At 57.8% G+C, this 24,406-nt stretch carries 24 protein-coding genes; 16 read left to right on the top strand and 8 right to left on the bottom strand.

The features are described from left to right. Positions 1–35: 35 nt before the first annotated feature. On the top strand, positions 36–410 hold the full coding sequence (locus FJU08_RS03165; RefSeq protein ID WP_141147504.1) for a YbaN family protein: 375 nt from the start codon (positions 36–38) through the stop codon (positions 408–410). 6 nt (positions 411–416) lie between these two features. On the opposite strand, the gene FJU08_RS03160 is transcribed toward FJU08_RS03165, so the two are convergent. Then, a complete protein-coding gene (locus tag FJU08_RS03160; RefSeq protein WP_235890557.1) occupies positions 417–1,487 on the bottom strand; it encodes a LacI family transcriptional regulator in 1,071 nt (356 codons plus the stop codon). 505 nt (positions 1,488–1,992) lie between these two features. Between FJU08_RS03160 and FJU08_RS03155 the strand changes: the two genes are divergently transcribed. From FJU08_RS03155 to FJU08_RS03110, 10 genes are all read left to right on the top strand, one after another. Beyond that, on the top strand, positions 1,993–3,231 hold the full coding sequence (locus FJU08_RS03155) for an ABC transporter substrate-binding protein (RefSeq protein WP_141147503.1): 1,239 nt from the start codon (positions 1,993–1,995) through the stop codon (positions 3,229–3,231). Positions 3,232–3,319: 88 nt separating this feature from the next. Continuing rightward, the gene (locus tag FJU08_RS03150) at positions 3,320–4,213 is read left to right on the top strand and encodes a carbohydrate ABC transporter permease (protein ID WP_141147502.1); all 894 of its coding nucleotides are present in this window, start codon (positions 3,320–3,322) and stop codon (positions 4,211–4,213) included. A 9-nt stretch (positions 4,214–4,222) separates the two neighbouring features. After that, positions 4,223–5,119 (top strand): carbohydrate ABC transporter permease, encoded by an 897-nt coding sequence (locus FJU08_RS03145; RefSeq protein ID WP_141147501.1) that lies wholly within the window; start codon positions 4,223–4,225, stop codon positions 5,117–5,119. Positions 5,120–5,122: 3 nt separating this feature from the next. Continuing rightward, positions 5,123–6,214 carry an ABC transporter ATP-binding protein gene (locus FJU08_RS03140; protein WP_141147500.1) on the top strand — a complete coding sequence of 364 codons (1,092 nt, stop codon included), beginning with the start codon at positions 5,123–5,125 and terminating at the stop codon, positions 6,212–6,214. Between the two features lie 156 nt (positions 6,215–6,370). After that, positions 6,371–8,836 carry a beta-mannosidase gene (locus FJU08_RS03135; RefSeq protein WP_141147499.1) on the top strand — a complete coding sequence of 822 codons (2,466 nt, stop codon included), beginning with the start codon at positions 6,371–6,373 and terminating at the stop codon, positions 8,834–8,836. Positions 8,837–8,871: 35 nt separating this feature from the next. Continuing rightward, entirely contained in the window at positions 8,872–9,633 is a 762-nt protein-coding gene (locus FJU08_RS03130; protein ID WP_141147498.1) for a sugar phosphate isomerase/epimerase family protein, read from the top strand. 11 nt (positions 9,634–9,644) lie between these two features. Beyond that, positions 9,645–10,778 (top strand): Gfo/Idh/MocA family protein, encoded by a 1,134-nt coding sequence (locus FJU08_RS03125; RefSeq protein WP_141147497.1) that lies wholly within the window; start codon positions 9,645–9,647, stop codon positions 10,776–10,778. Positions 10,779–10,969: 191 nt separating this feature from the next. Then, complete coding sequence (gene mgrA / locus FJU08_RS03120) at positions 10,970–12,022, top strand: L-glyceraldehyde 3-phosphate reductase (RefSeq protein ID WP_141147496.1); 1,053 nt, start codon at positions 10,970–10,972, stop codon at positions 12,020–12,022. A gap of 147 nt (positions 12,023–12,169) precedes the next feature. Beyond that, positions 12,170–12,427, top strand: a complete 258-nt coding sequence (locus tag FJU08_RS03115; RefSeq protein WP_141147495.1) for a hypothetical protein — start codon at positions 12,170–12,172, stop codon at positions 12,425–12,427. 10 nt (positions 12,428–12,437) lie between these two features. Continuing rightward, the gene (locus tag FJU08_RS03110) at positions 12,438–12,887 is read left to right on the top strand and encodes an RcnB family protein (protein WP_181409727.1); all 450 of its coding nucleotides are present in this window, start codon (positions 12,438–12,440) and stop codon (positions 12,885–12,887) included. A gap of 158 nt (positions 12,888–13,045) precedes the next feature. Here FJU08_RS03110 and FJU08_RS03105 read toward each other — a convergent pair whose 3' ends face one another. Continuing rightward, on the bottom strand, positions 13,046–14,047 hold the full coding sequence (locus FJU08_RS03105; protein ID WP_141147494.1) for a zinc ABC transporter substrate-binding protein: 1,002 nt from the start codon (positions 14,045–14,047) through the stop codon (positions 13,046–13,048). A gap of 87 nt (positions 14,048–14,134) precedes the next feature. Between FJU08_RS03105 and FJU08_RS03100 the strand changes: the two genes are divergently transcribed. Genes FJU08_RS03100 through FJU08_RS03090 form a run of 3 tightly spaced genes read left to right on the top strand, consistent with a single transcriptional unit; the run spans position 14,135 to position 16,197 of the window. Continuing rightward, positions 14,135–14,986 (top strand): ATP-binding cassette domain-containing protein, encoded by an 852-nt coding sequence (locus FJU08_RS03100; RefSeq protein ID WP_141147493.1) that lies wholly within the window; start codon positions 14,135–14,137, stop codon positions 14,984–14,986. Then, a complete protein-coding gene (locus FJU08_RS03095; RefSeq protein WP_141147492.1) occupies positions 14,976–15,791 on the top strand; it encodes a metal ABC transporter permease in 816 nt (271 codons plus the stop codon). The genes FJU08_RS03100 and FJU08_RS03095 overlap by 11 nt, the downstream gene beginning before the upstream one ends. A gap of 1 nt (position 15,792) precedes the next feature. After that, positions 15,793–16,197, top strand: coding sequence for a Fur family transcriptional regulator (locus FJU08_RS03090; RefSeq protein WP_141147491.1), 405 nt, complete (start codon positions 15,793–15,795; stop codon positions 16,195–16,197). Here FJU08_RS03090 and FJU08_RS03085 read toward each other — a convergent pair. From FJU08_RS03085 to FJU08_RS03075, 3 genes are read right to left on the bottom strand one after another with little or no spacing between them, the layout of a single operon-like run. Beyond that, positions 16,194–17,465, bottom strand: a complete 1,272-nt coding sequence (locus FJU08_RS03085) for a GGDEF domain-containing protein (protein WP_141147490.1) — start codon at positions 17,463–17,465, stop codon at positions 16,194–16,196. The two genes, FJU08_RS03090 and FJU08_RS03085, sit on opposite strands and share 4 nt — an antisense overlap. A gap of 3 nt (positions 17,466–17,468) precedes the next feature. Then, positions 17,469–18,005 carry a gamma carbonic anhydrase family protein gene (locus FJU08_RS03080; RefSeq protein ID WP_141147489.1) on the bottom strand — a complete coding sequence of 179 codons (537 nt, stop codon included), beginning with the start codon at positions 18,003–18,005 and terminating at the stop codon, positions 17,469–17,471. Between the two features lie 24 nt (positions 18,006–18,029). Next, positions 18,030–18,719: a fumarylacetoacetate hydrolase family protein gene (locus FJU08_RS03075; protein ID WP_141147488.1), complete on the bottom strand. Its 690-nt coding sequence runs from the start codon at positions 18,717–18,719 to the stop codon at positions 18,030–18,032. 260 nt (positions 18,720–18,979) lie between these two features. Here FJU08_RS03075 and FJU08_RS03070 point away from each other — a divergent pair, with 260 nt between their 5' ends. Beyond that, complete coding sequence (locus FJU08_RS03070; RefSeq protein WP_141147487.1) at positions 18,980–20,092, top strand: GGDEF domain-containing protein; 1,113 nt, start codon at positions 18,980–18,982, stop codon at positions 20,090–20,092. Between the two features lie 41 nt (positions 20,093–20,133). Here FJU08_RS03070 and FJU08_RS03065 read toward each other — a convergent pair whose 3' ends face one another. Next, positions 20,134–20,484 carry a hypothetical protein gene (locus FJU08_RS03065; protein WP_141147486.1) on the bottom strand — a complete coding sequence of 117 codons (351 nt, stop codon included), beginning with the start codon at positions 20,482–20,484 and terminating at the stop codon, positions 20,134–20,136. 181 nt (positions 20,485–20,665) lie between these two features. Next, positions 20,666–22,102: an NADP-dependent phosphogluconate dehydrogenase gene (gndA, locus tag FJU08_RS03060; protein ID WP_141147485.1), complete on the bottom strand. Its 1,437-nt coding sequence runs from the start codon at positions 22,100–22,102 to the stop codon at positions 20,666–20,668. Positions 22,103–22,521: 419 nt separating this feature from the next. On the opposite strand from gndA, the gene FJU08_RS03055 reads away from it, so the two are divergent. Beyond that, complete coding sequence (locus FJU08_RS03055; protein ID WP_181409726.1) at positions 22,522–23,454, top strand: zeta toxin family protein; 933 nt, start codon at positions 22,522–22,524, stop codon at positions 23,452–23,454. A gap of 9 nt (positions 23,455–23,463) precedes the next feature. Here FJU08_RS03055 and ttcA read toward each other — a convergent pair whose 3' ends face one another. Next, complete coding sequence (gene ttcA / locus FJU08_RS03050; protein ID WP_407943673.1) at positions 23,464–24,342, bottom strand: tRNA 2-thiocytidine(32) synthetase TtcA; 879 nt, start codon at positions 24,340–24,342, stop codon at positions 23,464–23,466. Positions 24,343–24,406: the final 64 nt, after the last annotated feature.

Genomic DNA, 24,406 nt, shown 5'->3' with positions numbered 1-24,406 from the left:
ATCCTGAATGTCGTTATCCGTTCCAAGGAGTATCCATGCGACGTCTTTTGCTGCTCGCTGGTGGCTGGCTGATGGTCGGCCTCGCTATTGTCGGTGCGGTGTTGCCGATCATGCCGACCGTTCCTTTTCTGATTGTTGCTGCCGCTTTTTTTGCCCGTTCCTCACCGGAGCTTGAGGCAAGGCTGATGAACCACAAGCACTTCGGCCCATCGCTGGTTCAGTGGCGCAGGCATGGGGCGATTTCCACGCCGGCCAAGCTTCTGGCGGTCACCGCCATGGCGGGAAGTTTCATGTCTGTGCTGTTCTTTGCCGAGCCGCCGCTTGTTGTGCTGGTGGCCTTTGCACTGGTCCTTCTCACCAGCGCTGTCTTCGTTGTCACCAGACCTCGCCCGGTCGCAGCTGTGGCCTGACCTGCCTTATTCGGCGATTGCACCAAAGCGTTCCGGGTTGGGCTCAGTCCACACCGGTGAAGAGATATTCTGCAGATTTTCCGGGCTTTCGCCTTCCAGCCGGTCGAGCACGGCGCGGGCCAGTTCCCGTCCTGCGTGGCGGAAATCCTCGCTCATCGTGATGATTTCCGGGCTGATCCAGTTCAAGAGATCGGCCGGTTGCTTGGCAACCAGATCGATATCGCGGCCGAGCCTGCGTCCGGTTGCATTGATGGCTGCCATGACCGGAATAGCGCCACTGGAGGAACAGGAAATAATGCCGTCCGGCGGCGCGGGCGAGGTGAGCATTTTGCTCACTGCTGCGCGTATCGGGGAAAGCGGCGCGTCCGTATTGGTTGTCGTCAGCGGCACTTCGGTGGCATTGAAATCGCGCAGGCCCCGTTCGAACCCGCTGCGGAAGTGGCGGTAATAGGTCAGGTGGGCCGGTGGCTGAAGGGCGGCAATCTGGCGGCGGCCACGCTGCACCAGCTTCTCTACGGCCTCATAGGCATAGGCCTCATTGTCGAAATCATGAAAAGGGAAGGCGGTGTCATCTTCCATCCGGCCATGGGCGGCAAAGGGCATGCCGCGTTCCAGCAACAGCCTGACCCGGGGGTCATCGGGTGCGATGCGGGAGATGATCACGCCATCAGCCGAGCCGGTATCGAGAATATAGCGGATCGGCACCATAGGATCACTCTGGATCGGCTGGGGCATGACGACAAGGTGATAGGGCGTCGGCGCGAGAATATCGGAAATGCCGAAAATCATCTGACCCGACATGCCCATGATCTCTTCTTCCATGCTGAGTACCAGCGCAATCACATTGGTCTTGCCGGTTCTGAGGCGAACACCAGCGCGATTGGGCATATAGCCCAGCTGCTTGGCGACGAGGCGCACGCGCTCCTTGGTGTTTTCGGCAATGTCGGGGGCATCCTTGAGGGCGCGTGAGACAGTGGTGACGCCAAGGCCCGTCATATAGGCGATCGTTTTGAGGGTCGGGCGCTCTTTGCCCGGATCAGACTTGCCCTGACCTGATCTGATGTCGTTCTTGTTCACGTCTACCGCTCCCTGCACCCTTCCATGCTTAACGCATCGGCCCACGAAACGGAAAGCTTTTCCTGTAGAACGGGGCGCTATTTCAAGGCGTTAGAGCATTTTTGCGTGCCTGGATGGCTGCGAACCGATTGAAGTCGCGTAAGCGCGGCCGATGCTTGTTCGCAGCTTTGCCGAAAATGGCACGCACGTTAAATTCTGTAACGATACAGAACGCTTGTCCAGCAGAAAGCATGCGGTGATGTCGATAATATTTCCGTTGGAGTGAGGTGAATAGATCGTACTTATTCTGCGTGTGCGAATATTAGGTGGTGTTTCGGAAATTTTGTTTAAATATATGCAGATAAAACATGAAATTATCCAAATTTTGCGGTGCAGATTTTCTCGTTTGGCGAGGGCGTTTTCACTTCGAATTTGCTGTTGGTAACTGAAAAATCGCAAAATCTATTGCGTGACAATTGTGTTTCGCTTACCGTTTTCCGGTAACGTTTCAGTTTGGGAGGACATTATGAAACGAACGCTTTTGGCGGCTGCTTTTGCGGCCGGCGTAGCCATGCCTGTTGCCAGTGCCCATGCGGTTGATTTGGAGGTCACCCATTGGTGGACGTCGGGCGGCGAGGCGGCTGCGGTGAAGGTTCTGGCCGAAAATTACGACGCGCTTGGTGACAATCACTGGGTCGACAGCGCCATTGCCGGTTCCGGCTCTACGGCCAACCCGATTATTGTCAGCCGCATTCTCGGCGGCAACCCCATGGGTGCAACGCAGATGAATACCGGCCGCGATGCGGAGGAGCTGATCAAGGCCGGTCTGATGCTGGATCTGACCGATATTGCGGAAAAGGAAGACTGGAAGGATATCATCCGTCCGGCCAATTTGCTCAATGCCTGCGAATATGACGGCAAGATCTACTGTGTGCCGCTGAACATCCATTCCTGGCAATGGATGTGGCTCAACCGTCACGTCTATGAGGATAACGGCCTTGCGGTGCCGACCAACTGGGATGAGTTTGTCGCAAGCGCACCGGAGCTGAAGGCGCGTGGCATCATACCGCTTGCCATCGGTCAGCCCTGGCAGGTCGAAGGTCTGCGCGTCGTGCTGCAGGATTCGGTTGGCGGCAAGGACAATTTCATCGCCATCAATCAGGACAAGAATGCCGATGCGGTGATGAGCCCGGAAAACCGCAAGGTCTGGGAGGCCATGGCCGATGCGCGCGGGCTGGTTGATGATGCCTATTCGGGCCGCGACTGGAATGTCGCCACCAATATGGTGATGCAGGGACAAGCGGCCGCCCAGGTCATGGGCGACTGGGCGCAGGGCGAGTTCGCGCTGGCCGGTCAGGTTGCCGGTGTTGATTATGATTGCCTGCCGGGGCTAGGCCTCGCACCGCTCCTGGAAACCGGCGGGGACGCTTTCTACTTCCCGAAAAATTCCGACCCGGAAATCACGGCGGCGCAGCTGGAGCTTGCCTCCATGCTGGTCTCACCGGACACGCAGGTGGCTTTCAACCTGAAGAAAGGCTCGCTGCCGGTGCGCGGCGACGTCAATCTCGATGCCGCCAATGCCTGCATGAAGAAGGGGCTCGAAATCCTGAAGAACCCCGACAACGTCCTGCCCTCGAACGAGATGCTGCTCGATTCCGATACGCAGGGGCAGCTGCAGGATCTGTCCGTCGAGTTCTTCTCCTCCGACATGACGGTGGACGAAGCGCTTGAGCGCCAGAAGGAGATCATCGAACAGGCCATGTAACGGGTGTGGCCGGAACGGCGGGGCGGGGCCTGGGTTCCGCTCCGCCGGTCTTCGCATCCACTGACATTGAAGAAGAGAGGGGAGCGCCATGTCTTCAGTTGCTCGCCGTCCCTTTGGCCTGTTCAAGAATCTGAACGCCAAGATCGCGGCCATTCCGATGATGTTGACGGCTGTCGTCATTTTCATCGGCTGTACCGCCTGGACGGTCGTCTATTCCTTTACCAATTCGAAGCTGCTGCCGAGTGAGCATTTCGTCGGCTTTGCCCAATATGTGCGGCTGTTCAATACCACCCGCTGGAACACCGCAATCATCAATCTGATGATCTATGGCGGCCTCAGTCTGGTTTTTTCATTCGTTGTCGGCTTTGTTCTTGCGACGCTGCTCGATCAGAAAATCCGCTTCGAGAATACGTTCCGTACGATCTTCCTCTATCCCTTCGCCCTGTCTTTCATTGTCACCGGTCTTGTCTGGCAATGGATACTGGATCCGGCTCTTGGCTTGCCGAAATTTCTCGATGACATGGGGCTGCCCGGCGGCAATCTGGCACTGCTCGGCAACAAGCATACCGTCATTTATGCGCTGGTGATTGCCGGTCTGTGGCAGGGCACCGGCCTTGTCATGGTGCTGATGCTGGCGGGGTTGCGCGGCATTGACAACGAGATCTGGAAGGCGGCCCGCGTTGACGGCATTCCGGCCTGGCGGACCTATCTCTTCATTGTCATTCCGATGATGCGCGGCGTCTTTGTCACCACGCTGGTGATTGTCGCCTCGGGTATTGTCCGCGTTTACGATCTGGTCGTTGCCATGACCCAGGGCGGCCCCGGATTCGCCTCCGAAGTGCCGGCCAAATATGTTTATGACCTGATGTTCCAGCGCGGCAATATCGGTCAGGGGCTGGCCGCCTCCACCGTGATGCTTGTCACCGTCTTCATCATTCTCGTGCCGTGGGCTCTGATGGAGTTCCGGCAGAAGAAACAATAGGAGGGCGGCATGACCAGCCTGTCTGAAGCCGAACCCTTCGGCCCCAAGCCCAAGCGCCGCTTCGCCCCGAAGCGCATCATGCTTTACGGCATCCTTTTCGTTGTCGCCGTTTATTATCTGCTGCCGCTTTATGTGATGGTTGTCACCTCGCTGAAGGGCATGCCGGAAATCCGCATGGGTCACATCTTTGCGCCACCCGTAGAGATCACCTTCGAACCCTGGGTCAAGGCCTGGAGCCAGGCCTGTACCGGCCTCTACTGCGAGGGGATCCGCGTTGGCTTCTGGAACTCGGTGAAGATCACCGTTCCGGGCATCATCGTTTCCATCGCCGTTGCCTCGGTCAATGGCTATGCGCTGGCGAACTGGCGTTTCAAGGGCTCTGAATTCTTCTTCACCGTTCTGCTGTTCGGCGCCTTCATTCCCTATCAGGTGATGCTCTATCCGCTGGTGATCATCCTGCGTGAACTGCATCTCTTTTCCACACTGCCAGGTATTGTGCTGGTTCATACCATCTTTGGCATGCCGATCCTGACGCTGCTGTTTCGCAACTACTTCGCCTCGCTTCCGCCGGAACTGTTCAAGGCGGCGCGTGTCGACGGTGCGGGGTTCTGGCAGATCTTCTTCCGCATCATGCTGCCCATGTCGCTGCCGATCTTCGTCGTCGGCATGATCATCCAGACGACGGGCATCTGGAACGACTTTCTCTTCGGCGTGATTTTCGCCGGTCAGCAGAACTATCCGATGACGGTGCAGCTGAACAATGTCGTCAACGCAGTTCAGGGCGTGAAGGAATATAACGTCAATATGGCGGCAACGCTTCTGACCGGCCTCGTTCCCCTGATTGTCTATTTCATTTCCGGCCCGCTCTTTGTGCGCGGTATCGCCGCCGGCGCCGTGAAAGGGTAAACCATGACCACAAGTGTATCGATCAAGGATCTTTCGCTCTCTTTCGGCGCCATCGAAGTGTTGAGAGATCTCAATCTCGAGATCAATGAGGGCGAGTTTCTGGTGCTGCTCGGCTCGTCAGGCTGCGGCAAGTCCACGCTTTTGAACTGCATCGCCGGCCTGCTGGAGGCCACGCAGGGCCAGATCTTCATCAAGGGCAAGAATGTCACCTGGGAGGAGCCCAAGGATCGCGGCATCGGCATGGTGTTCCAGTCCTATGCGCTCTATCCGCAGATGACGGTGGAGAAAAACCTGTCCTTCGGGCTTCAGGTGGCCAAGGTGCCGAAAGACGAGATCCGCTCCCGTGTCGAACGTGCATCGGGGATTCTGCAAATCGAACCGTTGTTGAAACGCAAGCCGGCGGAGCTTTCCGGCGGTCAGCGCCAGCGCGTCGCGATTGGCCGTGCCCTTGTCCGGGACGTTGATGTCTTTCTGTTCGACGAGCCGCTGTCGAATCTCGATGCCAAGCTGCGCTCGGAGTTGCGCGTCGAGATCAAGAGACTGCACCAATCGCTTGGAAACACGATGATTTATGTGACCCACGACCAGATCGAGGCGCTGACGCTGGCCGATCGCATCGCCATCATGAAAAGCGGTGTGATCCAGCAGCTGGATGATCCGATCACCATCTATAACCGCCCGGTCAACCGCTTCGTCGCCGGCTTTATCGGTTCGCCATCGATGAATTTCCTCAATGGCCGTCTGATGATGAAGGGCGGACGGCGTGTCTTTGCCACGCATGATGTGGATTTCGCCCTTGATGGCTATGATGCCAGCGGCGAACTGCCAGGCGAACGCGATGTCGCGCTTGGTGTGCGTCCGGAGCATATCATGGTCGATGAGGAAATTCCCGGGGGGCATGAAACCCATGATGCGGTGGTCGATCTTGAAGAGCCGATGGGCGCTGATAATCTGCTCTGGCTGAAACATGCTGGTCACTTGATTTCGGTGCGTGTCGGCGGCAACCGCCGCTACAGAACAGGTCAGAAAATCAAGCTCGGCTTCAACATGGATCTCGCCTCGCTCTTCGATGCGAAAAGCGAGATGCGGTTGTAGTGCCGGGTCGTTAAAAATCGGCTTTGCCCCGTTTGCGGGGCTGGCCAAATCAACGATATGGGGCTAACTGTATCGTTACAGTTCTGGTGCCAGCTGATGTCTCGGGAGGATGGACGCGGCGCTTTCCCTCAGACTTTTCTCATTCAGGGTGTTGCCATGACACATGAACCGGTCCTCGCCGACGAAACCGCGTCTGTTGACCTGACGGGCATCTGGACTCTCACCTCTATCGACGGTGTCCATTCCTGCCCGATCAGCTTTCCGGGCGACGGTCACAGCGCCCTGCAGGCGGCGGGCATCATTCCCGACCCCTATAGCGGCAAGAATGAGGATGTCGTGCAATGGGTCGGTGAAAGCGACTGGATTGTCGAGCGTCATTTCACGCTCGAGGACGCGTCCGGCAGCTGGTATCTCGATATCGACAATCTCGATACGGTGGCGACCGTGCTGATCAATGGCCAGGTCGTGCTGGAGGCGGATAACTGCTTCCGCCGCTATCGCCCCGATGTCAGCAAAGCGCTTCGAAGCGGGGAGAACGCAATCCGCATTTTCTTCCGCTCTGCCATTGCCGAAGGGGCGGCGCGACAGGAAAAGCAGCCCTTCTTCGTGCCCTATCATTTTGAAAATGCGCCGCTTGCCAATGGCAACATGCTGCGCAAACCGCCATGCCATTTCGGCTGGGACTGGAATATCGCGCTCGCCCCCTTTGGCGCCTATGGCAGCTTTGCGCTGAAGAAGCTGAAGGACGCGCGGATCGAGCATATCCAGACAGCGCAGACCCATCGCGACGATGGTTCGGTGGCGCTGAAAGTGGATGTCACCCTTTATGCCGATGAACCGGGCGTTGCCCGGATGCGGCTTGAGCTGGATGGCGATGAAGAGGTGCTGGACTGCGCCGTTGTCGCCGGTGAGACCCGTGTTTCACACGTCTTCGAGGTCGATGAGCCGGAACTCTGGTGGCCGGCGGGCCATGGCGAACAGGCGCTCTCGCTGCTGGAAGTGACGGTGGGCGGCGAAACCGTATCGCGTCAGATCGGCTTTCGCACCATCGAACTTCTGAGCGATCCGGATGAGGCGGGAAGCCGCTTTGCGGTCCGGGTCAATGGACGCGAGATCTTCTGCCGCGGCGCCAACTGGATCCCCGCTGATGCGCTTTTCTCCCGCACCAGCCCGGAAAAGACCGTCGATCTGCTCAACTCCGCCGTTGCTGCCAATATGAACATGATCCGTGTCTGGGGCGGCGGCTTTTATGAGGCTGACTGGTTTTACGATGTCTGCGATCTGCTCGGCCTGATGGTGTGGCAGGATTTCATGTTCGCCTGCAATCTCTATCCCTGCACCGAAGATTTTCTCGGCAATGTGGCGGCAGAGGTCGATTATCAGGTCAAGCGCCTGTCGAGCCATGCCTCGATTGCGATCTGGTGCGGCGACAATGAGCTGGTCGGTGCGCTCACCTGGTTCAAGGAATCGCGCGAGAACCGTGATCGTTATCTGGTCGCCTATGACCGGCTGAACCGGACAATCGAGACGGGGCTGAAGGCTGCATTCCCGGAGGCGATCTGGTGGCCGTCGAGTCCTGCCTCCGGCTATCTCGACTATGGCGATGCCTGGCATTCCGATGGCTCGGGTGACATGCATTACTGGTCCGTCTGGCACGAGAACAAGCCTTTCGCCAATTATCGCGAAATCAGGCCGCGTTTCTGCTCCGAATTCGGCTTCCAGTCCTATACGTCAATGCCGGTGATCCGCAGTTTCGCCGCAGAGGCTGATTTCAATATTGCGGCTCCGGTGATGGAAAAGCACCAGAAAAATGTCGGTGGCAATGAGCGGATCGCCGCCACCATGTTCCGCTATTTCCGCTTTCCCAAGGATTTCGAGAGTTTCGTTTATCTGAGTCAGATCCAGCAGGGCCTTGCGATCAAGACGGCGGTGGAATTCTGGCGGTCGCTCAAACCTCATTGCATGGGGACGATCTATTGGCAGCTGAATGATACCTGGCCGGTTGCCTCCTGGGCGAGCCTTGATTATGGCGGTGGCTGGAAGGCCATGCATTATATGGTGCGCCGTTTCTTTTCGCCGGTATCCGTCGCGGCAATTCCATCGGACGACGGTGAGACGATCAGCCTTGTCGCTGTCAACGACACGGACGAAGCGGTTGATCTTCTGCTGGATCTCTTCACCGTTGGTGCCGATGGTGCGCGTGAATTTGCCGGTCAGCATCGTGTCGCAGTTCCCACCGATCGTTCGGTTGAGGTCGCCAGCCTGCCGCTTGCAGCGCTTGCGAACGGCGATATGCTGTTCTGGCTGTTTTCTGCCTCCGATATGAGCCAGGGCGAGGGGCACTATGCGCCGAAACCGTACAAGGAATATGCATTAGCGCCCTCAGGTCTGGTGAGTGAGGTGACGCCGCTTGACGATGGATCCTTCGAGGTTCGCGTCGAGGCAAAGCGGTTGTCGCTCTTCATCATGGTCGAAGCCGATCAACCGGGGCGCTATACTGATAATGCATTTGATCTGTGTGCCGGAGAGACACGCACGATCCAGTTTGTGCCTGATGAGGAAAGCGAAGGTGAACCGGCGTTCAAGGTGACCGATCTCTATCTCAGTCAGGCGGATGAGTAGAAGAAGGGCTTAAGGGGTAGCTCTGGGAGGACAGAATGACAAAACTTGGTTTTCAGCTTTACAGCGCGCGCAACTATCAGCCGTTTTCGGCTATTTTCAAGAAACTTGCCGCCGCTGGCTACGGTGAGGTGGAAGGTTACGGGGCGCTCTATAATGATCTTGACGAGGCGGGCCTTGTGCGTCTCGCCAGCGATCTTGAAGCCATCGGACTTTCCATGCCAAGCGGCCATTTCAGTCTTGACATGCTGGAACAGGAAACTGAGCGCGTGCTGGAGATCGTCGCAGCGCTGAAGATGGACAGCATCTTCTGCCCCTTCCTGCCGGAGGAGGCGCGGCCCTTGACCGGTGCCGGGTGGAAGGCCTTTGGCGAACGGCTGGAGGCGGCGGGAAAACCCTATCGCGAAGCGGGCTATATTTTCGGCTGGCACAATCATGCCTATGAATTCGAGCCGCTGGCCGATGGCTCCGCACCGATGACGCATCTGATGGCGGGCGGGCCGGATCTGGCCTGGGAGGCGGATATCGCCTGGGTCATTCGTGGCGGCGGCGATCCCTATTTCTGGATTGAATTTCTGAAGGAGCGGATCACGGCGGTGCATGTGAAAGATATCGCTGAGGACGGCGAAAATGAGGATGAAGATGGCTGGGCCGATGTCGGCGACGGAACCGTTGACTGGCCCGGGCTGATGAAGGTGCTGCGCCAGATGCCGGTGCGCCACTATGTCGTCGAGCACGATAATCCCAACGATATCGACCGCATGCTGGAGCGTTCCAGCGCGGCATTCCGGACATTCTGAAAGAGGTCACCATGACGAGAGAACTTGGGGTCGGCATCCTTGGATGCGGCAATATTTCGACGACCTATTTTCGGCTGGCACCTCTTTTCAAGGGGCTGAAAGTACTGGCCTGCGCCGATATCAACCGCTCCGCTGCCATGCTGCGGGCCGATGAGTTTGGGGTTGTGGCGCAATCGGTCGATGAACTGCTCGAAAATGATGAGATCGACGTGATCGTCAACCTCACCATTCCCGACGCGCATTTTGCTGTCTCGAAACGCATTCTCGAGGCGGGAAAACATGTCTATTCGGAAAAGCCGCTGGTGCTTTCGCTGGCAGAAGGCGAGATCCTGCGCCGGCTTGCCAGTGAGAAGGGGCTTTCTGTCGGCTGTGCGCCGGATACGTTTCTCGGCGGCGCCCATCAGCTGGCGCGCGCCCATATCGATAGCGGTGCGGTTGGCCGGATAACCTCGGGGACATGCCATGTGATGAGCCCCGGCATGGAGATGTGGCATCCCAATCCGGACTTCTTCTTTCTGCCCGGTGGTGGGCCGGTGCTTGATCTCGGCCCCTATTATATCGCCAATCTGATCAATCTGATCGGGCCGGTGAAGCGTGTCGGCGCACTGACCTCCATGGCGCATGACACCCGCACCATCACCAGTGAGCCGCGCAATGGCGAGGTGATCCCGGTGAAGACGCCAACCAACATCCACGCGCTTCTGGAGTTCGCCAGCGGTGCGACCATCACGCTTTCGGCCAGCTGGGATGTCTGGGCGCATCGTCATGGACCGATGGAGCTTTATGGCACGGAGGGCTCGCTCTTCGTTCCGGATCCGAATTTCTTCGGTGGCACGGTCGAAGCCTCCGGGCGGAACCGCGATATAGCGGCGCTTGACGCCTGGGAGCATCCGTTTGGCATCGCCAATCAGGAAAGCCCGCAGGGGCCGCGCGCCAATTATCGCACGGCCGGCCTTGCGGATATGGCTGTGGCGCTGATTGAGGGGCGTGATGCGCGCTGCTCGCTTGATCGGGCGCTGCACGGCGTTGATGTGATGACGTCGATCCTGAAATCGGGAGAGACGGGCGCCTTCATCACGCTTTCGACCACATGCACGCAGCCGGCCGCCCTCGGCATGGCAGAGGCCGCGGCGCTGCTGCGCTGACGCCGAAGCCTGTTCTTTTTCAAACAGATTTGCCGCAACGCATGGAGCGCTGCGGCAAATCAGTTATAACGGGATATCCGCTGTCAGGGCCGGTCTCGCCGACCCGTTCTTTCCGAAGGAATGCCGGTGATCCCGGCCAGAAAAACAGCTGCCTGTGGCTCGTCGCCCGGCAGCACGATACGAGGATGATCATGAGCTGGACCCCTTCCGACAAACGCTATGACACGATGATTTATAACCGCTGTGGTGTGTCCGGGCTGAAGCTTCCTGCTATTTCGCTGGGGCTGTGGCACAATTTCGGTGATGATACCGAGCGCGCCCGCAAGGTTGCTATCTGCGAAACCGCCTTTGATGCGGGCATCACCCATTTCGATTTGGCTAATAATTACGGCCCGCCGCCCGGTTCTGCTGAAATTGCCTTCGGCTCAATCCTGAAAAATGAATTTGCCGGGCTGCGCGATGAGATGATCATCTCATCCAAGGCTGGCTACAACATGTGGGAAGGCCCCTATGGCGAATGGGGCAGCCGTAAATATATGATCGCGTCCTGCGATCAGAGCCTGAAACGGCTGGGGCTCGACTATGTCGATATCTTCTATTCGCACCGTTTCGATCCCGATACGCCGCTGGAAGAAACCTGCATGGCGCTGGACCATATCGTCCGTTCCGGGCGCGCGCTCTATGTCGGCATTTCGTCCTATAATTCCCAGCGTACCCGTGAGGCCTATGCAATCCTGAAGGAATTGAAGACCCCCTTCGTCATCCACCAGCCAAGCTATTCGATGATCAACCGCTGGGTCGAGGAAGACGGACTGCTTGATACGCTTGAAGAACTGGGCATCGGCTCGATCGTGTTCTCGCCGCTGGCGCAGGGCATGTTGACATCCAAATATCTGAACGGCATTCCCGAAGGCAGCCGTGCCTCGCAGGGCAAATCGCTGCGTGAAAGCTTCCTCAACGAGGAGACGATCAGGCATATCCGATCGTTGAACGCGATTGCCGAAAGACGCGGCCAGACGCTGGCGCAGATGGCGCTTGCCTGGGTTCTGCGTGGCGGTCGGGTGACGACGGCGCTGATTGGCGCCAGCCGTCCGGAACAGGTAACGGATTGCGTCGCGGCACTCGGCAATCTCGAATTTTCCGCAGAGGAGCTTTCCGAGATTGATCGCTTTGCCCATGATGCGAATATCAATATCTGGGCAAAATCTGCCGAGCGTTCCGGCCCGGAACGCATCAAAAAGTAAGCAATCGCTGCGGGCGAGGGACGGCAGACGCCATCTTGCCCGCAACGCGCTTTTTCCAAGATTACATAGATTTAATGTTTCCGTTCAAACAACTTTCAGCTTTCGAGCGTTATCCATGCGTTACGAAAGTTTAGAAAGGACTTTGCCGTGAAAAAGATCCTCACAGCGGCTGTCACCGCCATCACGCTTACCTTCAGCCCCATGGCCTATGCCGCTTCGCCTGCGGCTGCGCCCGAGAAAATCTGCGGGCCGCAAAAGCCGGGACAGCCCGCGAACTGTGTCGACAAGAACGGCAAGCAACAGGCGGCAAAAACGCCGGAAAAGGCACCTCAGAAGGTTATTCCCGCAGCCAAAACGCCGGGAAAACCGGTCCCCGTCCAGCCTGCACAGCCTGTTAAAAAGTAAGGAGATCGTGATGAAGAAGATCCTCATCACCTCGGTTGCCGCCATGGCGCTTGCCATCAGCCCGATGGCCTATGCTGCCGGTCCCGGACCGGATAATTGCGGGCCGCAAAAACCAGGTCAGCCGGCTAATTGCGGTCCGAGCCACGGCAAGGGCGGTCCCCAGGGGCAACCCGGACAGCCTGGGAAACCCGGACAACCCGGCGGCCCTCAGGGGCAGCCCGGAGGCCCTGGTCAGCCCGGAGGCCCCGGCAAGCCCGGCGGCCCGCAGGCGCATCAGGGGCCACAAAAGGGGCAGAAACTGCCGCCCGATCAGCGTGGCCAGCCGATCCCGCCTTCGGCCTATAACCGCAATCATCTTCCGCCGCCGCCGCCCGGCCAGCAATGGTATCAGGTGGATGGAACATTTGTGCTGATGACCGTTGCGACGGGGCTGGTCATGTCGATCCTCAGCGGCAACTGAGCAGGATCAAAAAAGTTTCAAAGAGCTGATCCGACCCTGTCTGATCGGCTCTTTGACGTCATTTTGACAAAGAGAGAGCCCGCGGATGGCAGCCAGCTATCCGCGGGCTCAGTCATTCCGGCATCATGCGCAACCGGAACAACATGCGCACCCCTGTCTTATTTGGCTTCGAAGCACTTGGAGATGCCATCGGCCATGTTCTGGATCAGGGTGAAGTAGAGGTCGGGACCGTCCTTCAGATCGGCACCAAGCGGGTCCAGCGTGCCGATATAGGCATTGGAACCCTCGGTAACCGTCTGGATAACCTTCGGAGGGAATTGTGGCTCGGAGAAGACGCAGACTGCTCCAAGTGATTTGATCTTGTCCTGAATTTCGCGGATACGCAGAGCGCTTGGCGGCGTCTCAGGATTGACGGTGACTGAACCGGCGGCATCAACGCCGAAACGGTCGCCGAAATATTGGTAGGCATCGTGGAACACGATGTAGGGCTTGCTGGTTTCGGCAGAAAGCTGCGCCTTGACCGCTTCACCAAGCTCGCCCAGTTTCTTGTCCACAGCGGTGGCATTCTCCTGGTAACGCGCGGCATTGGCAGGATCTGCGGCCGAAAGCGTCGATGCCATGTCCTCAACAAAGGCCCGGGCATTTTGCGGATCAAGCCACATATGCGGGTCAATACCATCATCGTCTAGGTCATCGGCCAGATGGTCATGGTCATCCTCTGACGCAGCTTCGTCATGATCGTGGTCATGATCATGATCGGCTTCGTCGTGATGATCATGCTCATCCGCTTCGAAAGCTCCGCCTTCTCGGGTCGGCAGCAGGGCGGCATTTGGTGCCTGTTCGAGCGTGATGATTTCAGCATTGCCACCAAGGGCCTCGAGCGGCTTGGTCAGAAAATGCTCGAGCGCCGGGCCAACCCAGAAGATTACATTGGCATCTTGCAGCGCCTGGGCGTCTGACGGCGTCATGCTGTAGGTATGCGGCGAGGATGAGCCCTTCACCAGAAGCGTGGTCTGAGCATCGGTACCCTCGGTCACAGCGGTGAGCAGGGAATAGACGGGCTTGATCGTGGCGACAATCTTAATTGGCCCGTCGGCATATGCGGAACCTGCACCGAGAAGCATTGATGAGGCCAGAGCCAGGGAAATCGAAAGTCTCATTCTTGTCTCGCATTGTAATGTTATTACATAAATTGCGTAATGCTATAACGTATGACATAGAAGGTCGCAAGACGGAGATCTTGGAAATTGGCGTATTTGGAAAATAAGGGTTCCCCACTTGTGGCTTTGCACGATGCCGGCGTCAGGCGCGCAGGTCGTTTTCTCGTGCGCGGGGTTAGCTTCTCGGTCTCGCGCGGCGAGATTGTGTCGCTGATTGGTCCCAATGGTGCGGGCAAATCGACCAGCGCCAAGATGGCGATCGGCGTGATGGCACCGGACGAGGGGCGTGTGGAGCGTCAGCCAGGGCTAAAGATCGGCTATGTGCCACAGAAGCTTGCGATCGATCGCTCGCTGCCGCTGACGGTGAAGCGCATGATGACGCTCACCGGGCGCCTGCCGCCTGGGGCTGGCGAACATGCGCTCGAACAGGTGGGCATGGCTCATATGGGATCTGCGGAAGTGCAGAACCTGTCCGGCGGTGAATTCCAGCGTGCCATGCTGGCGCGCGCACTTGCCCGGAAACCGGATCTGCTGGTTCTCGACGAACCGGTCCAGGGCGTTGATTACAGCGGTGAGATTGCCCTTTATGAACTGATTGCCAGGATCCGTCGCGAGGAGGGTTGCGGTATCTTGTTGATTTCGCATGATCTTCACGTCGTCATGGCGTCGACCGATATGGTCGTCTGTCTGAATGGCCATGTCTGCTGCACGGGTACGCCGGAGGCCGTCGGCGAAAGCGAGGCTTACCGGGCGCTGTTTGGTGGCCGCGCCGAAGGCACGCTTGCCTTTTACAATCATCACCACGACCATACGCATCTGCCCGATGGGCGCGTGCGCCACGCCGATGGCACCATCACGTCGCACTGTCATCCTGAAGATGGTCACCATCATCATGATCATGGTGATCTTCAGTCTAGGGGGCAGTCCAATGCTCGATGATTTTTTCACCCGCGCACTGCTGGCGGGCATTGGCGTGGCGCTGATGGCGGGGCCGCTCGGTTGCTTTATCGTCTGGCGCAAAATGGCCTATTTCGGCGACACCATGGCCCATTCCGCGCTTCTTGGTGTGGCGCTTTCATTGCTTTTCGCCACCAATCTGACGGCAAGCGTCTTTGTGGTCGCCACACTTGTTTCCGTTCTGTTGATCGTGCTGGAACGGCGGCGGGCGCTTTCCGCCGACAGTCTGCTTGGCATTCTGGCCCATTCGACACTGGCCATCGGTCTGGTGATTGTCTCCTTCCTGACCTGGGTGCGTGTCGATCTGATCAGCTTTCTCTTTGGCGATATTCTTTCGGTCACGCGGGCTGACATCACGGTTGTGTGGATCGGCGGAGCCGTTGTGCTTTTGGGCATTGCGCTTTTGTGGCGGCCGCTTCTGGCGGCCACGGTTTCCACCGAGATCGCCCAAGCCGAGGGATTGCGGCCGGAGACAACGCGATTCGTCTTCATGCTGCTGATGGCGCTGGTGATTGCAATTGCCATGAAAATCGTCGGTATCATGTTGATCACCTCGCTGCTGATCATTCCAGCGGCCAGCGCAAGACGGCTGACACGCACACCGGAGGCCATGGCGGTTGCCGCAGCGCTGATTGGCGTGATCGCGGTCATTGGCGGGCTTTATGCCTCGCTCTATTATGATACACCGTCGGGACCATCCATCGTGGTTGCAGCCGTTGTCCTGTTCATGGTGACATTGCTGCCGGTCGGCGGGTTGGTGAAAATGAAGACAAGGGAAGGGGATTGAGATGACAATGGCAAAACTGACACGGAATCAGTCGCTGGTCCTCGATTGTCTTTCGCACCGGCATGAGCCGATGAGCGCCTACACGATTCTTGATCAGCTGCGCAATGACGGCTTCAAGGCGCCGCTTCAGGTCTATCGCGCGCTCGACAAGCTGACGGAATTCGGACTTGTCCATCGGCTTGAAAGCATGAATGCCTTCGTTGCCTGTGCCCATCCCGAAGAGGATTGCTGCCGGCACGGCATGACGGCCTTTGCCATCTGCGAGAGCTGCAAGACGGTGATCGAATTTCACGCTCATGAGGTGGAGGACGCGCTTGTTGGTGTGGCCCGGAAAAAGGGCTTCAAGCCGGAAAAGATGACAATCGAGATTCGCGGCTTGTGCGAGAAATGCCGGGACGACAGCTAAATGGCTGTCGTGATGGCCTGTGTCTCCTGCTCGCCATCTTGTGTCTGCGCGCCGAATTCAGTTCTGTTGCGGCCAGCCTGTTTGGCTGCATAAAGCGCCCTGTCGGCCTCTGCAATGAGTGAGGCGCTATCTGCGGCCTCTCCTCGAGGGATCATGACCGCGATGCCGACACTGACGGTCAACCTTCCGTCTACGCCTTCGTGATTGGCGATCGAGAGGGCCGCAATTCGGGCATGAATACGCTCTGCCGTGATTTTCGCAGTCACCGCATTGCCGCCAGACAGAATGATGGCGAATTCCTCGCCGCCGAGGCGTGCGGCCAGTTCATCCCGGCTATTGGTGGCCTCGGCAATGGCGCCTGCGACCAGCTGCAGGCATTCATCGCCGGCAGGATGGCCGTAATTGTCGTTGAACTGCTTGAACCGGTCGATATCGATCATCAGCAATGCAAGTGACTGATTGCGTTCCAGAGCTGTCTGCCAGCTTTTCTGCAGGAAGCCATTGAAGCTGCGCCGGTTGGCGATACCGGTCAACGTGTCGGTGCGCGAGATCTGGCTCAGCGCCTCATTTTCGGTCGACAGATATTCGGCATAGGTTTTCTCACGCAGATAGAACAGAAAGGCCCGGCGATCGGCATTATTGAGCCTGTTATTGGCAAACACCGTGAGCGCGCTGGTCGCCGCCAGATAGATCAGTGGAGACACCTGTTCATGCGGCACCAGATCATGATCACCGAGCACGAAAAGGCAGGCAATAAGGAAATTGCACAGGGTTGACAGCGCTGCGACAGGGGCACTCAAAGGCAGGGCGATATTGGCGATAACGGCCATCAGGATGAAGACGTAGGCTTCATAGACCGCGATTGGATTGCCGGGTAGCCACATCATCATCCCGGCGCAAAGGCTTGCGAGGGTAATGCCAAAAAAGGAAAACAGGCCGGGGAGCAGCATATTTGCCGGGCGCAGCATGATCGTGGCGATTCCGGCAGCACAATAGCTCACAAAGACCAGGCGGATTTCCAGCAACTGGGTCATGAGTTCAGGCCGAAAAATGATGTCGACCGCGCCGAAGCAGCAGTAAAGCAGAACCGAAAACAGTGCCGCAGCGATGAATTGCCGACGGTTTTCCACATGGCGACGCTGGGTGTAGAGCGTTTCAAGCGGTTTGGGAAAGCCGAACATGCAATAGCCCGCTGTCAGGCTTTCCTCGATCATGCGGTCGCGTTCACGGTCCTTGGGGGACAGTCGCTGGCCCAAAGTGGTTGGCATGCCTCAGACTTCCGTGATTGGTGTCAGATCGCGCGCAAAGCGCTGCCAGTTGGCAATGTAATTTTCCGCAGAGCGGGCCAATGCCGCCACGGCTTCGTCATCCAGGAGCCGAACAGCCTTGGCGGGGGTGCCGACGATCAGGCTCCGATCAGGGAAAACCTTGCCCTCGGTAACGAGCGCGTTGGCGCCCACGAGGCAATTATTGCCGATCTTCGCACCGTTGAGGATCGTCGCCCCCATGCCGATCAACGACGTGTCGCCGATGCTGCAGCCATGGATGATAGCGTGATGGCCAATCGTGCAGTTTTTGCCGATTACCGCCGGTGATCCCATATCCGTATGGATCATGACGCCGTCTTGAATATTGCTGCCCGTGCCAATGGTGATCGGTTCATTATCGCCACGCAGCACGGCAGAAAACCAGATCCCGACATCTTCGCCGATAATCACATCGCCGATAACATCCGCATCAGGCGCGATCCAGTACCGCCCCGTTGCAGGGAGTTTCGGGCGTCGATCTCCAAGCGCATAAAGTGTCATCTCTTTCCTCCCGTGGCTTTCGTGTCAGATCACGCTGAAGCTGAGATCGGCGATACCTTCAATATGTCCGACGAGGCGGTCACCCCGCTGGACAGGGCCGACACCGGACGGCGTGCCTGTCAGGATAACGTCTCCGGCGGCAAGCTCAATATAGCGTGAGAGTTCGGCGATGATTTCCGGGACTTTCCAGATCATCTGATCGAGATTGCCAGTCTGAACCCGCTTGCCGTTCACCTCCAGCCAGATGTCGCCGGAAGCGGGATGGCCGATGACGCTGGCGCGGGTGATTGGCGAAGCGGGCGCAGAATGCTCAAACGCCTTGCCCATTTCCCAGGGGCGCCCCTTGTCCTTGGCGATCTGCTGCAGGTCGCGGCGGGTGAAATCCACCGCAATGCCGTAACCGTAGACGCATTCAAGGGCCTGATCGACGGGAATATCGCGGCCGCCTGAAGAAAGCGCGACATAGGACTCGATCTCATGATGGACATCGCTGGACAGGGGCGGATAGGGGAAATTATCGCCCGGAAGGACCAGATTATCCGGGTTTTTCTGGAAGAAAAACGGTGCCTCACGGTTGGGATCATGGCCCATTTCAACGGCGTGCGCGGCGTAATTGCGGCCGACGCAGTAGATCCGCCGTACCGGAAAGACAGCATCAAGCCCCAGAACCGGCAATTCCGGGCAGAACGGGCGGGCGAAAACAGTCTCATTCATGAGGGTATGGCTCCTGGAGCAGTGGGCATGAGTTGCGTCGGTCAATCGTTGCGACAAAAATGACGTTTTGACTAGAGCCAAGGGGCAGACCAGCAATGTAATCAATCGACTGCATTCGGTCACCCTTGGATTTCCGCTCTGCAGTCGGCTATGACAACATTGCTGACAAAGGGTGGCCGTCCATGTCATTCTATGCGTAAGCGGAATATGGTGCGGAGATGTTTCTTGCAAGCTGACGCTTCAGGAGTTTGATCCGCTTAATGGAGCATAATGCAGCGATGATTGCCAATCTCGATCTGATGATCCTGCTGTTGGAGAAGGTTGGTATCGCCGCCCTGGTCATTTTGATCTACCGCGTGATCCGCCGTTCTGCGCTGCCGATTTTCTGGACCGGACCAGCCATTGGTTTTGTCTTTGCCATCGGTGCGTTGATTGTCATGATTGATCCCGTGGTTCTGGCGCCGGGCGTGGTTGTCGATCTGCGCGGCGTCATGGTCGCACTTGCTGCGCTTTTCGGCGGGGTCTCGGCTGCTGTCATCTGTGCAGCGGCGACGATCATCTACCGCGTTTATTCAGGCGGCGCCGGTGCGCTGTCCGGCGTTGTCGGTATTGTTCTTTCAGCCCTCATTGCCCTTGTCTATGCGCATCTTTCCGACCGCAGGCGAGACCTTCCGGGACTGGCGCTCCTCGGTCTTATGCTTTCGTTCAGCATGGTCAGTCTGCTGTTTCTGCCCAGAGCGGTCATTCTACCTTTTCTGCATGAGGCGGGGGTGGCCATGGTGCTGCGCAATCTGCTCGGAACCGTGCTGATTGGCTATGCACTTGCATCAGAGGATCGGCTTGAGCAGGAATTTGCCGATTTCAAACGTGAGGCCTCGCTTGATCCGCTGACGCGGCTGCACAATCGGCGCTATCTGGAGGCAATCTCGGCCCGGTGGCGGGCAGAGCCGTCTCTAGCAGGGGAGCGCTTTGCCGTTATTCTCTTCGACATTGACCACTTCAAGCGGCTGAATGATACCCATGGCCATGCTGCCGGCGATCTGGTGCTGTCGCGGGTGGCATCGATTATCGAAACCAGAATGCGCCGCAGTGACTTTGTCGTGCGTTATGGTGGCGAGGAAATCGCCGTGGTGATGCCCGCGACCTCCAGTGATCAGGCGCAGCGCGTGGCGGAAAATATCCGCGAGCGCATCTGCGAGGAGCCGTTCATGCTGGATTCGGGCGTGGTTTCCGTCGCAGCCAGCGCCGGTGTTGCGGGCTCGGTTGATGGCCATGAGTCCATCTATGATGTGCTGAAACGCGCTGACCGGGCGCTTTATGAGGCCAAGGGCGCGGGGCGGAACCGGGTCATTCTTTTCACGCCCGGCCTCTAGCGGCTTGATTGTGACATTTGCCCGCTCTCTCTGCAGGCCGATCAGCTTTCGCCCTTGGGCAGGGTGCAGGTTTTCCGGCGCATCGTGTAGTCGATGGCGTTCACGCGCCCCATGGATAGGCGGATGTCACTGGAAAGATTTTGTTTCTCCGGATTGGTGACTGTGCCGATATTGGCGCCGAAAATCCGCACATCCCCAACAATCGCCTGGTTTTGCGATGCGACGAGCTGATCAAGCCTGTCGTGTGTCTCGGTGTAAAGCTTTGTCAGCTCGTCGCAGCTCAAGTCCTGATACTGCGATGGCGGGATGGCTATCGGCTCCAGCCTGTCCGGTCGCTGGGTGCATCCGGCAAGTGAGGTTGCAATAAGGATGAGGGGCAGGCTGTGCCGCATCCGGATCTCCTGTCAGTGCGGGTAAGGGGCCGCGACGGGTTGATTGCCGCAATCGGGCGATGCGGCAGGTCTCACGAACCGAATTTCGGAAAATGACCTGTCATGGTCAACGAAAAACCTGCAAGCATAAAAAAGCGGCGGCTGAAACAGCCGCCGCCAATGTCTTTTGATAGGGAAATGCTCAGCCGCGTTCGGCGCTGGCACCCGAGCCCCAGGGGCCGTGATGCACGTCGAGACCATCGAGGCGATCGAAGCCATGCGCGCCGAAGAAGTCGCGCTGGGCCTGGATCAGGTTGGCAGTGCCGCGGCCCTGACGATAGGCGTCGAAATAGGTGAGCGCCGAGGCGAGGCCCGGAACCGGAATTCCTGCGGCCGTGGAAGCCGAAACAATGCGGCGCAGCGACGGCAGGCTTTCCTTGACCATGGCCGAGAAGGCAGGCGTGACGATCAGGTTCGGCACATCCGGCGTCTCGGTGAAGGCCTTGGTGATTTCATCGAGGAACTGCGAGCGGATGATGCAGCCCGCGCGCCAGATGCGGGCAATTTCCGGCATTGGCAGGTTCCAGCCGAATTCCTTCGAAGCGCCGGCCATGACTGCAAAGCCCTGTGCATATGCAGCGATCTTGGCGGCAAACAAAGCCAGTTCCAGATCCTTGTTCAGCCAGGGGCCAGGGGCGATGGCAAATTCGAGATTGTTCTTGCCGAACAGATGTTCTGCATCCTTGCGTTCGTCACGCATGGAAGACAGGCACCGCGCGGCAACGGCGGCTTCAATGGCGGTTGCCGGGATGGCAAGCTGCTGGGCCTCGATGACCGACCAGCGGCCGGTGCCTTTCTGGCCTGCTGCATCAACAATGACATCCGGCATATGTGCGCCGGTATGCGGATCGGTTGCCAGCAGCACCTTCTCGGTGATCTCGATCAGGAAGGAATTGAGGCGACCGTGGTTCCACTCGCCGAAGATATGGGCGATTTCAGGCGCGCTCATCTTCAGGCCGTCACGCAGGACGCCGTAGATCTCGGCAATCATCTGCATGTCGGCATATTCGATGCCGTTATGGACGGTTTTGACGAAATGGCCCGCACCATCCGGACCCAGCCATGCGCAGCAGGGATCTTCGGCATATTTGGCCGAGATCGAGGTCAGGACCTTCTCGACACGCTTGTAGGAATCTTCTGTACCGCCAACCATGATGGAGGGGCCGTGGCGCGCACCTTCTTCACCACCGGATACGCCCATCCCGATAAAGGTCAGGCCGGTGCCGTCCAGCTCCTGGAAACGGCGGCGCGTATCGTGGAAATTGGCGTTGCCGGCATCGATGAGGATGTCACCGTTACCAAGATAGGGGCGCAGCTTTTCGATTTCCTGATCCACGGCCTCACCGGCCTTGATCATGATGATGATCGGACGCGGCGGACGAATGGCTGCCACGAAATCCGAAAGGGTCTCTGTCGGGATGATCTGGTCGGCAAGCGCGCCTGCATTGTTATAAAAAGCGCGTGTCTTGTCGACGGTGCGATTGTAAACGGCAATCTTGTTGCCTTTTTCGGCGATGTTAAGGGCGAGATTCGAGCCCATGACACCGAGCCCGATCAATCCGATTTCAGCCTTTTCCACGTCGTCACCTCCAATGCTTGATGGTTACGGCTTTTTCGCATTGCAAATTGGAAACGGCAAGGCTCAAGCGTCCAAATCGGTTTGTTTTGTTAACGCCGGGCGAAATAAATAATTGTTCTGTCACAATGGAATGATCGAAAGCAGACCCAAGACGCAATGTTTTCTCATCGAAAAATGCGCCGGCTATCTGGTTTCAAAAGCGGCTACGGGGCTTAGCTGCAGCCGGTGATGCGGTGCGGCAAATAATTTTCGATAAGATCTTAACTGAACCGGATGTTATCTGTCCTCCGTCAGGTATTTTGGCGTTGTTGCCATCCATCTGGCCTGAAACAAGCTGCGAAAATTGACAGAGGCCCTCAATGTTTTCAATCCCGAACGGTCAAAATCGGCCGCCATGTGGCCAGATCGGCGAACGCCAGTTGTCTGCGCAGGATTGTGGTGGCGCTGCGCGGCGGATCAGACGCTGTCATTCACAGCCGACTTTCTTCGAAACAGGTAATGTCAAAGCGGGGGAAGGCGGAAACTTCACCCAGCTCACGCCGGATGAGGCGCAGGGCATTTTTGAAAATAGTATCAAGCCGGATCTGTTTGCCGGCAGCAGCCGCGTTGAGAAGCCGTCTTTCGTGCTGCTTGCCGGGCAACCCGGAGCCGGGAAATCGTCTGCTTTGGATCTGGCCCGGCAACGCTTCGGGACTGAGGGGTGTGTCAATGTCAGCAATGACGCACTGATGACGTATCACCCGAATTATTATGAGCTGACCACCAAAGGCTATGATGCGCCTTTCTCCCATCCAGCGATGATGGAGGTATACGGCTTTGCCAGTGCAATGCGCGTGGCCGTGCTTGACGCCGCAGTCGCGGAGGGACGCAATGTCGTGTTCGAACATACGCTGCCACGAGACAGTGCTGAACGGCAGCTTCCGAAAATGCTGGGCGAACGGTTCAAGACTGTCGATCTCTGGGTGCTTGCTACACCGGGTACAATCAGCCGGCTATCGACTTACGTGCGCTACGAGAAACAGCGCGCCGCGCTGGCGGCAGCGCCGGATGGGTTCAAGAATACGCATCAGGATGGGCCGCGAAAGCAGACCGATGCCGGCAATCGAGAGCGGTTTGCGCTGTATCGCAACTGCATTTCCGAGCTTCACGCGCTGAAACTGGCAGACCAGATTCGCCGTGCGGTCATACTCGACCGAAACGGGATTCATTTTGAAAGCGAAAATTTCAAAAGCAACAGTGCGGCATTTCGCCAGATGTTCGTGAACCTGGTGGATCGCGAAATCACCCCGCGGGAATATCGTTCGCTCTTTGATGCCTTGCCGGACCTTGGCGGCTCATATCAGGCGCGATAGCCGCGCAGATCACTCGCGGTCGGAAAGGGGGCTTCCAGCGGCCTTTTCAGTTGTCAGCGCTGAAAAATCGAAGATTTTCGGATCGAGCAGATGCGAGGGATTGGCGTGGCCGAGTGCGCGCAGCATGACCTCCTTGCGGCCGGGCATGCGGGCTTCCATATCGGCGAGCATTGCCTTCATCGCATTGCGCTGCAAACCGTCCTGCGAGCCGCAGAGGTCGCAGGGAATGATCGGGAATGTCATGGCTTCGGCGAATTTGGCGAGATCGTCTTCCGCCGCATAGGCGAGCGGACGCAATACCATCAGATCGCCTTCGTCGTTCAGGAGCTTGGCCGGCATGGTGGCAAGCTTGCCGCCATGAAACAGGTTCATGAAGAAGGTTTCGAGAATGTCTTCACGGTGATGGCCGAGCACCAGCGCATCGCAGCCTTCTTCGCGGGCGACGCGATAGAGATGGCCGCGCCTCAGCCTTGAGCAAAGCGAGCAATAGGTCGAGCCGGGGGCGAGCTTGTCGGTGACGATCGAATAGGTATCCTGATATTCGATCCGGTAGCGCACACCGATCTTTTCCAGATAGTCCGGCAGAATATGCTTTGGATAATTCGGCTGGCCCTGATCGAGATTGCAGGCAACAAGCTCGACCGGCAAGAGGCCACGCCATTTCAGATCCATCAGCACGGCAAGCAGCCCGTAGCTGTCCTTGCCGCCGGAAAGCGCTACCAGCCAGCGCTTCTGGCCTTTAAGCATGTCGAAATCAGCAATTGCCTGACGAACCTGGCGGATCAGCCGCTTGCGCAGCTTGTTGAAAGAGACGGAAGAGGGCGCATCGGCAAAGATGGCCGGTGAACTGCCGTCTTCACTCTCGCCGCTTCCATCGATTTGCGTCATCAGGTCCATGCTTCACTCCGCCGTCGCTTTTCTCATCGAGGCAAATGCCCTGTCAGAGCGTCAA

The sequence above is a fragment of the Martelella alba genome (genome assembly GCF_006516955.1).
GTDB classification, from domain to species: Bacteria; Pseudomonadota; Alphaproteobacteria; order Rhizobiales; family Rhizobiaceae; genus Martelella; species Martelella alba.
This window is presented reverse-complemented; position numbering and strand designations above follow the sequence as displayed.

What these genes read in the sequence shown, in the direction of transcription:
- ttcA (WP_407943673.1), bottom strand. Translation starts at nt 24,342, where the DNA reads ATGACGCAAATCGATGGAAGCGGCGAGAGTGAAGACGGCAGTTCACCG.
- FJU08_RS03135 (WP_141147499.1), top strand. Translation starts at nt 6,371, where the DNA reads ATGACACATGAACCGGTCCTCGCCGACGAAACCGCGTCTGTTGACCTG.
- FJU08_RS03070 (WP_141147487.1), top strand. Translation starts at nt 18,980, where the DNA reads ATGGAGCATAATGCAGCGATGATTGCCAATCTCGATCTGATGATCCTG.
- FJU08_RS03110 (WP_181409727.1), top strand. Translation starts at nt 12,438, where the DNA reads ATGAAGAAGATCCTCATCACCTCGGTTGCCGCCATGGCGCTTGCCATC.
- FJU08_RS03095 (WP_141147492.1), top strand. Translation starts at nt 14,976, where the DNA reads ATGCTCGATGATTTTTTCACCCGCGCACTGCTGGCGGGCATTGGCGTG.
- FJU08_RS03105 (WP_141147494.1), bottom strand. Translation starts at nt 14,047, where the DNA reads ATGAGACTTTCGATTTCCCTGGCTCTGGCCTCATCAATGCTTCTCGGT.
- FJU08_RS03145 (WP_141147501.1), top strand. Translation starts at nt 4,223, where the DNA reads ATGACCAGCCTGTCTGAAGCCGAACCCTTCGGCCCCAAGCCCAAGCGC.
- FJU08_RS03150 (WP_141147502.1), top strand. Translation starts at nt 3,320, where the DNA reads ATGTCTTCAGTTGCTCGCCGTCCCTTTGGCCTGTTCAAGAATCTGAAC.
- FJU08_RS03085 (WP_141147490.1), bottom strand. Translation starts at nt 17,465, where the DNA reads ATGCCAACCACTTTGGGCCAGCGACTGTCCCCCAAGGACCGTGAACGC.
- FJU08_RS03165 (WP_141147504.1), top strand. Translation starts at nt 36, where the DNA reads ATGCGACGTCTTTTGCTGCTCGCTGGTGGCTGGCTGATGGTCGGCCTC.
- FJU08_RS03140 (WP_141147500.1), top strand. Translation starts at nt 5,123, where the DNA reads ATGACCACAAGTGTATCGATCAAGGATCTTTCGCTCTCTTTCGGCGCC.
- FJU08_RS03090 (WP_141147491.1), top strand. Translation starts at nt 15,793, where the DNA reads ATGACAATGGCAAAACTGACACGGAATCAGTCGCTGGTCCTCGATTGT.
- FJU08_RS03065 (WP_141147486.1), bottom strand. Translation starts at nt 20,484, where the DNA reads ATGCGGCACAGCCTGCCCCTCATCCTTATTGCAACCTCACTTGCCGGA.
- FJU08_RS03080 (WP_141147489.1), bottom strand. Translation starts at nt 18,005, where the DNA reads ATGACACTTTATGCGCTTGGAGATCGACGCCCGAAACTCCCTGCAACG.
- FJU08_RS03130 (WP_141147498.1), top strand. Translation starts at nt 8,872, where the DNA reads ATGACAAAACTTGGTTTTCAGCTTTACAGCGCGCGCAACTATCAGCCG.
- mgrA (WP_141147496.1), top strand. Translation starts at nt 10,970, where the DNA reads ATGAGCTGGACCCCTTCCGACAAACGCTATGACACGATGATTTATAAC.
- FJU08_RS03075 (WP_141147488.1), bottom strand. Translation starts at nt 18,719, where the DNA reads ATGAATGAGACTGTTTTCGCCCGCCCGTTCTGCCCGGAATTGCCGGTT.
- FJU08_RS03125 (WP_141147497.1), top strand. Translation starts at nt 9,645, where the DNA reads ATGACGAGAGAACTTGGGGTCGGCATCCTTGGATGCGGCAATATTTCG.
- FJU08_RS03155 (WP_141147503.1), top strand. Translation starts at nt 1,993, where the DNA reads ATGAAACGAACGCTTTTGGCGGCTGCTTTTGCGGCCGGCGTAGCCATG.